This window comes from Pseudomonas sp. AP42 (assembly GCF_001728935.1).
Lineage (GTDB): Bacteria > Pseudomonadota > Gammaproteobacteria > Pseudomonadales > Pseudomonadaceae > Aquipseudomonas > Aquipseudomonas lactis.
The window spans coordinates 22,854-33,927 of record NZ_LYSO01000062.1; the positions used below are offsets into that span (position 1 = coordinate 22,854).

At 60.5% G+C, this 11,074-nt stretch carries 9 protein-coding genes; 2 read left to right on the forward strand and 7 right to left on the reverse strand.

Going from position 1 to position 11,074, the window contains the following annotated elements:
• Positions 1-3 precede the first annotated feature (3 nt).
• The 5 genes from ssuD to A7K61_RS19785 form a co-directional block, all read right to left on the reverse strand.
• On the reverse strand, positions 4-1,152 hold the full coding sequence (gene ssuD, locus A7K61_RS19765; protein WP_003195260.1) for an FMNH2-dependent alkanesulfonate monooxygenase: 1,149 nt from the start codon (positions 1,150-1,152) through the stop codon (positions 4-6).
• Positions 1,153-1,178: 26 nt separating this feature from the next.
• Positions 1,179-2,147, reverse strand: coding sequence for a sulfonate ABC transporter substrate-binding protein (locus tag A7K61_RS19770; protein WP_034134016.1), 969 nt, complete (start codon positions 2,145-2,147; stop codon positions 1,179-1,181).
• Between the two features lie 97 nt (positions 2,148-2,244).
• Positions 2,245-2,838, reverse strand: a complete 594-nt coding sequence (gene ssuE / locus A7K61_RS19775) for an NADPH-dependent FMN reductase (protein ID WP_014720392.1) — start codon at positions 2,836-2,838, stop codon at positions 2,245-2,247.
• A 312-nt stretch (positions 2,839-3,150) separates the two neighbouring features.
• Positions 3,151-3,789, reverse strand: coding sequence for a peroxiredoxin (locus tag A7K61_RS19780; RefSeq protein ID WP_003195267.1), 639 nt, complete (start codon positions 3,787-3,789; stop codon positions 3,151-3,153).
• A 274-nt stretch (positions 3,790-4,063) separates the two neighbouring features.
• Complete coding sequence (locus A7K61_RS19785) at positions 4,064-5,407, reverse strand: OprD family porin (protein WP_044269685.1); 1,344 nt, start codon at positions 5,405-5,407, stop codon at positions 4,064-4,066.
• A 370-nt stretch (positions 5,408-5,777) separates the two neighbouring features.
• On the opposite strand from A7K61_RS19785, the gene tauA reads away from it, so the two are divergent.
• Positions 5,778-6,764, forward strand: coding sequence for a taurine ABC transporter substrate-binding protein (gene tauA / locus A7K61_RS19790; RefSeq protein WP_069558181.1), 987 nt, complete (start codon positions 5,778-5,780; stop codon positions 6,762-6,764).
• A gap of 133 nt (positions 6,765-6,897) precedes the next feature.
• Here tauA and argA read toward each other — a convergent pair whose 3' ends face one another.
• A complete protein-coding gene (argA, locus tag A7K61_RS19795; RefSeq protein ID WP_003195273.1) occupies positions 6,898-8,196 on the reverse strand; it encodes an amino-acid N-acetyltransferase in 1,299 nt (432 codons plus the stop codon).
• A 133-nt stretch (positions 8,197-8,329) separates the two neighbouring features.
• Complete coding sequence (gene argE, locus A7K61_RS19800) at positions 8,330-9,478, reverse strand: acetylornithine deacetylase (protein ID WP_003195275.1); 1,149 nt, start codon at positions 9,476-9,478, stop codon at positions 8,330-8,332.
• 158 nt (positions 9,479-9,636) lie between these two features.
• On the opposite strand from argE, the gene A7K61_RS19805 reads away from it, so the two are divergent.
• Positions 9,637-11,004, forward strand: a complete 1,368-nt coding sequence (locus A7K61_RS19805; protein WP_020301821.1) for an inorganic triphosphatase — start codon at positions 9,637-9,639, stop codon at positions 11,002-11,004.
• Positions 11,005-11,074 lie beyond the last annotated feature (70 nt).

Consider the following 11,074-nt stretch of genomic DNA (forward strand, 5'->3'; position numbering starts at 1 on the left):
GCCTCAGCTCTGTGACGCAGCTTTGGGAAGGATGTCGTTGGCAACCATCTCGCCGAACGGGCTGACGTAGCCGGCGCTTTTGGGCAGCTCGGGACGTTCGATATCCAGGTGCGGGAACAACAGCTCCGCCACCCGATACGACTCTTCCAGGTGTGGGTAACCGGAGAAGATAAAGGTATCGATACCCAGGTCCGCGTACTCCTTGACCCGCGCCGCAACCGTTGGGCCATCGCCCACCAGCGCCGTCCCTGCGCCGCCACGCACCAGGCCGACGCCGGCCCACAGGTTGGGGCTGACTTCCAGGTTGTCACGGCTACCGCCATGCAAGGCTGCCATGCGTTGCTGGCCCACCGAATCGAAGCGCGCCAAAGACGCCTGGGCGCGGGCAATGGTCTCGTCGTCCAGGTGGGAGATCAGTTTGTCGGCGGCTTTCCAGGCTTCGTCGTTGGTTTCGCGCACGATCACGTGCAAGCGAATACCGAAGCGCACCGTGCGCCCCAGCTTTGCGGCTTTGGCGCGTACCTGCGCGATCTTTTCCGCGACGGCTGCCGGCGGCTCGCCCCAGGTCAGCACCATCTCCACTTGTTCGGCCGCCAGGTCCTGGGCGGCTTCGGAGGAACCCCCGAAATACAGCGGCGGGCGTGGCTGTTGAATCGGTGGGTAGAGCAATTTGGCGCCTTTGACGCTGATATGTTCGCCGTCGTAGTCCACGGTCTCGCCTTCCAGGACACGGCGCCAGATGCGGGTGAATTCCACCGACGCCTGGTAGCGTTCTTCATGGCTCAAGAACAAACCGTCGCCTGCCAGTTCTTCCGGATCGCCACCGGTGACCAGGTTGAACAGCGCACGACCTCCAGACAGTCGGTCCAGGGTCGCGGCCTGACGCGCGGCCACGGTCGGGGAGATGATCCCGGGGCGCAGGGCAACCAGAAATTTCAAGCGCTGGGTCACGGGGATCAGCGAGGCTGCCACCAACCACGAGTCTTCGCAGGAGCGACCCGTAGGGATCAACACCCCGCCGAAACCCAGGCGGTCAGCGGCCTGGGCCACTTGTTGCAAATAACCGTGGTCGACGGCGCGGGCGCCTTCGGCGGTGCCAAGGTAATGACCGTCGCCGTGGGTGGGCAGGAACCAGAAAATATTGAGGCTCATGGAGTTGTCTCCTGAATGAAATCGGATTACGGCGCTTTGGCAACCGCGGCGGGTGGCGTCCAGATCACGTCCTTGATGCTCAAGGGCTTGGGGATCAATTTGAGTTGGTAGAAGCTGTCGGCGATTTTCTGCTGGGCGGCGACCACTTCCGGGGTCAAAAACAGCGCGCCATAGCCCTGGCGTTTCACCGAAGTGAGGGTGATATCTGCCGGCAGGCCGAGCAATGGGGCGACCTGCTCAGTCACTTCCTGCGGGTTGGCCTTGGACCATTCGCCTACCGCACGCACTTCTTCCACCAACGCCTTGATCACTTGCGGGTGTTGTTCGGCGTAGGGCTTGGTGGCGAGGTAAAACTGATGGTTGTCGGCAATCCCGGTGCCGTCTCGCAGGGTGCGCGCTTGCAGTTGCTTCTCGGCGGCGGCCTGGTACGGGTCCCAGATCACCCAGGCGTCCACGCTGCCACGCTCGAACGCGGCACGGGCATCGGCGGGCGGCAGGAATACGGTCTTCACGTCGGTGTAGTTGAGGCCGGCGTCTTCCAGGGCACGCACCAGCAGGTAGTGCACGTTGGAGCCTTTGTTGAGCACAACCTTTTTACCCTTGAGCTCGGCCACCGATTTGATTGGCGAGTCCTTGGGCACCAGGATCGCTTCGCTGGTAGGCGCGGGTGGCTCGTAGGCGACATAGAGCAGATCGGCGCCAGCCGCCTGGGCGAACACCGGCGGGGTTTCGCCGGTAACGCCGAAGTCGATGGAGCCGACGTTCAGGCCCTCGAGCAATTGCGGGCCACCGGGAAACTCGGTCCACTGCACCTGCACACCTTGGGCGGCCAGGCGTTTTTCCAGGGTGCCCTTGGCCTTGAGCAGCACCAGGGTGCCGTACTTCTGATAACCGATCCGCAAGGTCTCGGCGGCGTGGGCTTGAACAATGGCGCCGAAGGACACAGCCGCAGCAAAGAGTGCGACCAGACCACGACGCAAGATGACAGTGCGCATGGCGCTCTCTCCAACTGTGCGATTAGGGTTTTGGCTGCACCTGCTTGGCCGTTGTCGGCTGAGTAAGGTGAGGGTTTCCAGCTTTTCGGGGTGAGGCTCAGATGCTCCAGCGAGCACTCAACAAACGTTCATTCAATACGTCAGGGTCCAGCGGTTTTGGCCGGCGCGCCATGGCGCTGTAGAGCTGCTCCAGGGCTTCGTGCAGACGCTGTTCGAGTACCGGCACCAACTGCGCCTGGACGCTGCCTTCGCCATAGGCGATCTGGCTGTCTTCGGCAAAAATACCGTGGAGCAATTCCTGAGCCTTGAGCGCCGACAGCACCGGCTTCAGGGCGTAGTCCACCGCCAGCATGTGGGCGATGCTGCCGCCGGTTGCCATCGGCAACACTACTTTATGGGCCAGGGCGCGTTCTGGCAGCAGGTCCAGTACGGTCTTCAACGCACCGGAAAACGACGCCTTGTACACCGGCGTGGCGATCACCAGGCCGTCGGCATTGGCGACTTGTTGCAGCAGGTCAATGACCTTGGGGCTGTCGAAGCGCGCATGCAGCAAGTCTTCAGCCGGGAAGTCCCGTACCTGGTAACTCACCACTTCCACGCCCTGCTGTTGCAGCCACTGACGGGTTTTATCCAGCAAGACCCCAGAGCGGGAACGCTGGCTGGGACTGCCTCCAAGTGTTACGACCAGCATGCAGGAGATTCCTTGAGCAAGTGTCGGCGGTTCGCTGTACGGCGATGGCGCCAAGATGGGATAGACCTTATCAGCAGATTTATATATCTATAAATCTTATTTATTCATTTGTTTATTCCATAAATACATAAGCGTTTAATCAATCGCCAGGCGAAAAAAAAGGCCGTCGAAACGGCCTGAAAACCCCTGCTGTGTGAGACGGTTTGGAAACATGTGTTGTTGATAAGGCCGCTATCGCGGGCAAGCCCGGCTCCCACAGGGGAATGCGGTCAACTGTGGGAGCCGGGCTTGCCCGCGATGGCGATATCAGCCTTAACGATTAGGTTGTGGGGTAAGGCGCAGGTACGGCTTCACCGCGCGATAGCCCTTGGGAAAGCGTTTCTTGATCTCTTCCTCGTCCTTGAGCGACGGCACGATCACCACTTCGTCCCCATCCTGCCAGTTGGCGGGCGTCGCCACCTTGTGGTTGTCGGTCAGTTGCAGGGAGTCGATCACCCGCAGAATTTCATGGAAGTTACGCCCGGTGCTGGCCGGGTAAGTGATGGTCAGGCGGATCTTCTTGTTCGGGTCGATCACGAACAAGGAGCGCACCGTGAGGGTATCGCTGGCATTCGGGTGGATCAGGTCGTAGAGGTCGGAGACCTTGCGGTCGGCGTCGGCCAAGATCGGGAAGTTGACCACGGTGTTCTGGGTCTCGTTGATGTCTTCGATCCACTTGTGGTGCGAGTCCACCGGGTCTACCGACAGGGCGATGGCCTTGACCCCACGCTTGGCGAATTCGTCCTTGAGCTTGGCGGTGAAACCCAGTTCGGTAGTGCACACCGGCGTGAAGTCCGCCGGGTGGGAAAACAACACACCCCAGCTGTCGCCCAGCCATTCATGGAAACGAATCTTGCCGGCGCTGGAATCCTGTTCGAAGTCGGGGGCGATGTCGCCCAGTCTTAGGCTCATGGTGTGGCTCCTGGTGAGTGCTTATGGAGCCCACTGTGCATGGATTTTTGCTGATTTAAAAAGAATAAATATCGATCTATCTAGACGATAAAAGAATATTAAAAATCAGTTCATTGGACTTGGGAACGGCCTGAGGCCAACATCGCTTTCAAGGTTCGAGAAGGCCTTGAGACGCTGCAAAAAAGAGGGGTTCAGGAAAGGCTTGCGGGGGTTGAGCCCGACTTGAACAGCAAGACACCTTGCCCGGCATTGCGCCGGGCAAGGCTTTACAGTCTTACAACAGCGGGATCGAGTAGCTGACGATCAAGCGGTTTTCGTCCTGGTTACGCGCGTTGGCGATGTCGCTGCGCCACATAGCGTTCTTCCACGCCACGCCGACGTTCTTCAGCGGACCTTCCGGTACGACGTAGGCAACAGTGATGTCACGTTCCCACTCGGACTGGCCGGTGAACTCGGTACGGTTGCTGGCGACGGTGTCGATATGGTCGCCCTTCAGGTAAACCACACCCGCGGTCAGGCCAGGTACGCCGACTTTGGCGAAGTCGTAGGAGTAGCGAGCTTGCCAGGTACGCTCGCCGGCACGGGCGAACTTCTGGATTTGCATGTCGGTGGTGATGTAAGCCGACGAGCCGTCACCCTGGTTCAGCCAAGGGAAGTCGCTGCTGCCGTTGCTGACCTGGTAACCGCCACCGAAGGTGTGACCGGCCACCGAGTACAGGAACAGGCCGCTGTACAGGTTGTTGTCGACTTTGCCACGGCCGGAGTTCACGCCGCTGTAGTTGCCCGTCGAGAAGTAAGCGGACTGGTTACCGTTGTTACCATCGTCGGAGCTGTTGAAGTAGCGCAGGTCAGACTTCAACACGCCAGGACCGATGGCCCAGTTGTGGGTCAGGCCCAGGAAGTGTTGCTTGTAGAAATCTTCCAGGTTGCCGTAGTAGTACTGGGCGGTCAGATCCTTGGTGATCTTGTAGTCGCCACCGGCGTAGTAGAACTTGTTGCTCGAACGCCAGTTCACGCCACGGCTGTTGGCGCCGGAGATGGACAGGCTTTCGTTGTTGCTGGAGTTACGGCCCTTGGCTTTTTCGATCTGGCCGGCAACCAGGGTCAGGTCCTTGATGTCGCTGGAGGTGATCTGGCCACCCTGGAAGGTCTGCGGCAGCATACGACCATCGTTGGTGACGATGACCGGCAGCTTAGGCTGCAAGGTACCCAGCTTCAGTTCGGTTTGGGAGATCTTGGCCTTGGCGGTCAGGCCCAGGCTCGAGTAGTTATCAACGGCTTCGCCATTGGACTTGCTCGGGAAGACGGTGCCGCCGTAGGAGCTGGCAGTCGCGCCGTTGGTACCACCGCCCGAATCCAGGCGGATACCCAACAGGCCGATAGCATCAAGACCGAAGCCAACGGTGCCTTGGGTGTAACCGGAGATGAAACGCAGATCGAAGCCTTGGCCCCATTCTTCGTTGCGGCTCGGGTTGGCCGTGCCTTCGCGGTTATCGGTGTTGATGTAGAAGTTGCGCAGGCCCAGTGTGGCCTTGCTGTCTTCGATGAAACCGGCAGCGCCTGCTTGCTGGGCGATTGCGCCCAACGTTACAGCCACAGCCAAGGTGGACTTCTTCATGTACCGCTCCTCTCATTTCTAATTTTTGTATTTCTTTGGTCTCGGGTCTGACGCCCTCGATCCACAGATGCGCGATTAGCGCCAGATAGTGACTACCAAGTCAATCGTAACCTTGTGTGTCTACTACCTTCGTCTAATCGCAGTTGATTTGGTCCCTGCAGGGTAATGAGTTTTTCATACACCCAAAAAGAATTATTTCATTCTTTTTCATACGATCCAGGAATAAGACTTTCCGTGAAGCTGGCCGGTCAGGATAGACGTGCCGCTCCATAAGCTAATTCCTAAAGGGTATTTACTGGTGCTTTTTTAGATCGATTAGTGTGGCCGTACGGTTACATACGTCACTCACGATCAAAAAGGCGACGCCATCATGGCCAAACGCACATCCTCCCGTCAATTTGTTACAGTTTTTGTATCGCTATTACTTTCTTTTGGTGTCAACGCCGCCGACCTGACGGTGGGCTACCAGACCGGCATCGATCCCAGCAAGGTTCCCCAGGCCGACGGCCTCTACGAAAAAGCCATTGGCGAAAAAATCGCCTGGCGCCGCTTCAATAGCGGGCCAGAGGTGGTCACGGCCATCGCTTCGGGTGATGTACACATCGGCAATCTCGGCTCTAGCCCGCTTGCGGCGGCGGCGTCGCGCAACCTGCCGATTGTGGCGTTTATCGTATCGGCACAGATCAACGCTTCTGAAGCCCTGGTGGTGCGCAACGGCAGTGGCATCGACAACCCCCAAGACCTGATCGGCAAAACCATCGCCACCCCGTTCGTCTCCACCTCCCATTACAGCCTGCTCGGCGCGCTGAAACACTGGGGGCTGAACACCCAGCAAGTCAAAGTGGTGAACCTGCAACCGGCCGAAATCGCCGCTGCCTGGAAACGCGGCGATATTGATGGGGCTTTCGTGTGGTCGCCGGCCTTGGGCGAAATCCGCAAGACCGGAAAAACCCTCACAGACGCGGCGCAGGTGGGCCAATGGGGTGCACCCACATTTGAGGTGTGGGTGGCGCGCAAGGATTTCGCGGAAAAACATCCTGACGTAGTGGCCAAGTTCGCCAAGGTCACCCTGGATGCTTTTGCCGACTACGCCGCCCACAAAGACAGCTGGACGGTGGATTCGGAGCCGGTGCAGAAAATCGCCAAATTGACAGGTTCCAATGCCGACGACATTCCGGAGCTACTGGCGGGCACGACGTTTCCGGATGCACAGGCACAGCAAACCGCTGCGCTGCTCAAGGGCGGCACGGCGAAGGCGATTGGGGAGACGGCGAAGTTCTTGAAGGAACAGGGGAAGGTGGAGACGGTGCTGCCGGATTATTCGGCCTATGTGACCGACAAATTCATCCCACAATAAAAACGCGGTCCGGTGTGGGAGCGGGCTTGCTCGCGAAGGCGGTGGTTCAGTCATTGATGTATTGACTGACACTGCGATTTCGCGAGCAAGCCCGCTCCCACATTTTGATCTGCAGCATTCTTAAGGGCCGGGGTTACAGAGCCTTTTCGAAGATTTTGGAATTACGCTGATAGTTGTACAGCGACGCCCGCGCCGACGGCAGGCGGTCCACGCTGCTGGGTACAAAGCCGCGTTCGCGGAACCAGTGGGCCGTGCGCGTGGTGAGCACGAACAAGGTCTTCAACCCCTGCGCTCGTGCACGGGTCTGAATGCGTTCGAGCAACACATCGCCTCGCGCGCCGTGGCGGTACTCCGGGTTCACTGCCAGGCACGCCAGCTCGCCCGCATCCGAATCCGCGATCTGATACAGCGCCGCGCAGGCGATGATCATGCCTTCGCGCTCGACCACGCTGAACTGTTCGATCTCACGCTCCAGCACTTCCCGCGAACGGCGCACCAGAATGCCCTGCTCTTCCAGCGGGCTGATCAGGTCCAGCAAGCCGCCGACGTCTTCAATCGCCGCTTCGCGCACCAGTTCGAATTGCTCCTGGGCCACCAGCGTACCGCCGCCGTCGCGGGTAAACAGCTCGGTGAGCAAGGCGCCGTCTTCGGCGTAGCTGACGATATGGCTGCGCCCTACTCCACCGCGGCAGGCTTCGGCAGCGGCATCGAGCAGTTCGGCTTGATAGTTGCTGCCCAAGCGTTGCAAGTGCGCGGGCACTTGTTGTGGGCGCAATTCACGCACCAGACGGCCGTTCTCATCGATCAGACCGGGATCGGCGCCGAACAGCAGCAACTTGTCGGCGCCCAGGTCGATGGCGGCGCGGGTGGCGACGTCTTCGCAGGCCAGGTTGAAGATCTCGCCGGTGGGCGAATACCCCAGGGGCGACAGCAGCACGATGGAGCGTTCGTCCAACAAACGGTTGATGCCCTTGCGGTCTACCCGGCGCACCTCGCCGGTGTGGTGGTAGTCCACGCCTTCCAGCACGCCGATTGGCCGTGCGGTGACCAGGTTGCCGCTGGCCACACGCAGGCGCGAGCCCTGCATCGGCGAGGACGCCATGTCCATGGACAAGCGCGCCTCGATGGCGATGCGCAGATGGCCCACCGCGTCGATCACACACTCCAGCGTCGCGGCATCGGTGATGCGCAAGCCTTCGTGGTAAGCCGGGGTAAGGCCGCGTGCTTCAAGGCGGGTTTCGATTTGCGGGCGCGAGCCGTGCACCAGCACCAGGCGCACACCCAGGCTGTGGAGCAGCACCAGGTCGTGGACGATATTGCCGAAGTTGGGGTGGTCCACACCATCGCCGGGCAGCATGACCACAAAGGTGCAGTCGCGGTGGGCGTTGATGTAGGGCGAAGCGTGACGAAGCCAGTTGACGTATTCGGGCATAACACCTGGGCCTGTAATAAAAAGCAGCCAAATAAAGGATCAATCGTGAAAGCGCACAGCGGCTGATGGTTATCGTCGGAACAGGCTTGGCGACACGCTCACTCTCCTTATGTACGAATGGGCAGGGGTAAATTTATGCAGGTTTCAGGCAGTAGTGTTCGATCAGTTCCCGCAATAGACGCACTGTAGGCGTCAAGCGTGACATTTCAAGGTATTCGCCCGGCTGGTGAGCGCAGGCAATGTCGCCAGGCCCGAGCACCAGGGTTTCGCAACCGAGGCGCTGAAGATAAGGCGCTTCGGTGCCGAACGCTACTGCTTCGGCACGATGACCGGTCAAACGTTCCGCCACCCTCACCAGCTCGGCGTCTTCTGGCTGCTCAAAGGGTGGCACTGCGGGGAACAACGGCGCGTAGTCGATCTTGACCTTATGCCGCTCGGCCACGGGTTCGAGCTTCTGGCGAATCGCGGCGCGCAGCACCTCGGGGTCCATGCCCGGCAGGGGTCGCAGGTCGAACTCCAGGGAGCATTGGCCACAGATGCGGTTGGGGTTGTCGCCGCCGTGAATGCAGCCGAAGTTCATGGTCGGCTGCGGCACGCTGAATTGCGCGTTACGGTACTCGCGCTGCCACGCCAGGCGCAGGCCCCGCAGTTCGCCGATGGCGTCATGCATGGCTTCCAGGGCGCTGTGGCCCAGGCTCGGGTCCGACGAGTGGCCGCTGCGCCCGAGGATGTCGATGCGCTCCATCATCACGCCTTTATGCAGGCGGATTGGCTTGAGCCCGGTCGGCTCGCCGATCACCGCCGCGCGACCCAGCGGGCGCCCCGCCTCGGCCAGCGCACGGGCACCGGACATGGAGCTTTCCTCGTCACAGGTGGCAAGAATCAACAGGGGTTGCTTGAAGGGTTGGTCGAGCAGCGGCAACACCGCTTCGATGATCAGGGCAAAGAAACCCTTCATGTCACAACTGCCCAGCCCTACCCAGCGGCCATCGACTTCCGTCAGCTTGAGCGGGTCGGTTTTCCACAGCGCCGCGTCATACGGCACGGTATCGCTATGCCCCGCCAGTACCAGGCCACCGGGGCCGCTGCCGAAGCTGGCCAACAGGTTGAATTTGCCGGGGCTGACGTGTTGGATATCGATGGCAAAGCCCAGGTCGCCCAGCCAAGCGGCGAGCAGGTCGATCACCGGGCGGTTGCTCTGGTCGAGAGACGCCTGGGTGCAACTCACCGACGGCGCGGCGATCAAGGCGGCGAACTGCTCTTTCATGGACGGTAACGGCATGCGCGGTCTCCCAACTTCCCGGATGAACCTCACTATAGAGGCATCTGCGCAACACAATAAACCGTTGCGGCGCGTTGCCGGGCTCAGTCCTGTACACTGCACGACCTTGGCAGCCACACTTTTCCCCGGCTGCGCTCCCGATCCTGGATTTTCCGGCCATGCAGAAAGAAACCGAAATCAAGCTACGCGTCAGCCGCGAAACACTCGCCGCGCTGCGTGAGCACCCGTTACTGAAAAAACGCAACAAAAGTGGCTGGGAACGCCGTGAGTTGATGAACCAGTACTTCGACACCCCCGAGCGTGACTTGGCCCAGGCCAAGGTTGCCCTGCGCCTGCGCAAGGACGGTGACGACATCATCCAGACCCTCAAGACCCGCGGCCAAAGCGTCGCCGGCTTGTCGGAACGCAACGAATACAACTGGGACCTGCCCAAAGCCAAGCTCGACGTGAAGAAACTCGATGGCGAGTGCTGGCCCGAGCAACTGGCCGAGCTGGACAAAAAGACCCTCAAGCCAATCTTCACCACCGACTTCGTGCGTGAACGCGCCGAAATCGCCTGGGGCCGCGGCAAGGCCAAGGTGGTGATCGAAGCCGCCCTGGACCTGGGCCACGTGGTGGTCGGCAAGCAGAAAGAAGAAATCTGCGAGCTGGAACTGGAACTGCGCGAAGGCGAACCGGCAGCCCTGCTGGAGCTGGCTGCCGAGCTGGCCGCGACCCTGGCCCTGATGCCGTGCGACATCAGCAAGGCCGAACGCGGCTACCGCCTGTATGACGCCAGCAGCTACTCCCTGAGCCTGCCGGCGCCACAGATCCACGCCGAAATGCCATTGGACGATGCCTTCGCCGCGATCCTGTGGCACCTGCTGGGCAGCAGCCAGCGCCTGGCCGAGCAATACCGCTTCAATGGCCACTGGCGCCTGCTGCAAGACTGGGTCGAGAACCTCGGTGAATTGCGCGCCCTGATCGGCAGCCTCGGCCAGGCCGCGCCACGCCAATCCACCAGCGAACTGCGCAGCGCCCTGGATGCGTTGCTGGAAGACTGGCGCCCGCTGGTCCAGGCCGGTGACGACGATGAAGACATCCGCAAAGCCGCGCCCGAGCAGTTCATCGAAGAGCTGCAAGACGTGCGCTGGGGCCTGTTCTCACTCAACCTCTCGCGCTGGTTGCTGGCTCGCACCTGGACAGCCGAACGTAACGTGCGTGGCAACCGCCAGGGCGCTGCGCAAATCACCAACTGGCTGCCACGCCTGTTGGCCGACGACGCCGTCGCCCTGCAACTGCAGCGCTACCAGCAGCAGCCGGAAGATCTGGCCGAGCAACTGCCGCGCATCGAACGTATCCAGGCCTGGCTGCACCATGCACGCCACGTGGTGGACATTCCTGAACTGGACCGCTTGTACGGCGAGCTGAACAAGCTGGCGCACCTGGCCAACCAGCCGATTACCGACGAATCCCTGGATGCGCGTATGCACCAGGCGATTGCGGTGTATCAGAATCGTGCCTGGAAGACCCTGCTGCGCCTGTAATATCGCTATCGCGGGCTTGCCCGCGATGAGCTTAGGTATCTACACAAATCTGTAACGCTCAACGGTAACC

Bases quoted from the DNA above. Each gene is read 5' to 3' on its own strand.
- ssuD (WP_003195260.1), bottom strand. From the start codon at position 1,152: ATGAGCCTCAATATTTTCTGGTTCCTGCCCACCCACGGCGACGGTCAT.
- A7K61_RS19770 (WP_034134016.1), bottom strand. From the start codon at position 2,147: ATGCGCACTGTCATCTTGCGTCGTGGTCTGGTCGCACTCTTTGCTGCG.
- ssuE (WP_014720392.1), bottom strand. From the start codon at position 2,838: ATGCTGGTCGTAACACTTGGAGGCAGTCCCAGCCAGCGTTCCCGCTCT.
- A7K61_RS19780 (WP_003195267.1), bottom strand. From the start codon at position 3,789: ATGAGCCTAAGACTGGGCGACATCGCCCCCGACTTCGAACAGGATTCC.
- A7K61_RS19785 (WP_044269685.1), bottom strand. From the start codon at position 5,407: ATGAAGAAGTCCACCTTGGCTGTGGCTGTAACGTTGGGCGCAATCGCC.
- tauA (WP_069558181.1), top strand. From the start codon at position 5,778: ATGGCCAAACGCACATCCTCCCGTCAATTTGTTACAGTTTTTGTATCG.
- argA (WP_003195273.1), bottom strand. From the start codon at position 8,196: ATGCCCGAATACGTCAACTGGCTTCGTCACGCTTCGCCCTACATCAAC.
- argE (WP_003195275.1), bottom strand. From the start codon at position 9,478: ATGCCGTTACCGTCCATGAAAGAGCAGTTCGCCGCCTTGATCGCCGCG.
- A7K61_RS19805 (WP_020301821.1), top strand. From the start codon at position 9,637: ATGCAGAAAGAAACCGAAATCAAGCTACGCGTCAGCCGCGAAACACTC.